Here is a 630-nt window from a genome sequence, read left to right on the forward strand (position 1 = left end):
GCGGAAGTCGTCGTCCGTCACGATCCCGTAGGCGCCGTCGCCGAGCCGCATGATCGCGGCGCGCTGATTGGCCTCCGTCATCGCGACGGCGACGTCGCGGACCGAGGTCGTCGCGTCGCACCACATGATCGGTCGCATCGACTTGGAGATCGGTCCGTCCATGCGTGACTCGGTGCCGCCCGCCGCGATGAGGCGCTGACGGGCGATCATCGTGTTGTAGTGCGAGAACCGGAGCCGCTCGGGTTGCGACACGACCGTGCGCGGGTCCGGCATCAGGTAGCACAGCGTCTCCTCGGCCGATCGGACGGACACCGCGGTCGGGAGCCCCGCGAGGACGGCGACGTGCCCGAAGGTGTCACCGGGGCCGAGGACGTCGACGATCCTCCCGCGGTCGACGACTTCGACGCTGCCCGCCCGCACGACGTAGATGCGGCTCGTCCCGGATTCTCCGTAGGCGATGATCTCGTGTCCAGCGGGATAGAACTCGACCTCGACCGTCTCCGCGAGCCGCACCAGGTCATGCGGATCGAGCTGGTCGTACGGCGACTGGTTGCCGAGGAATTCGGCGAACTCCTTCATCGGCCCGGTCCGAGGGCGGTTCCGACGAGCAGGACCGCCGTCACGGTCGCG

General features: G+C 68.9%; 1 protein-coding gene. It reads right to left on the reverse strand.

The features are described from left to right. A partial coding sequence (locus AC4FQ5_RS19875; RefSeq protein WP_491146352.1) for a cyclic nucleotide-binding domain-containing protein occupies window positions 1-579 on the reverse strand: 579 nt, incomplete at its 3' end. Between the last annotated feature and the right edge of the window lie 51 nt (window positions 580-630).

Source organism: Chryseobacterium sp. DT-167 (genome assembly GCF_058310155.1).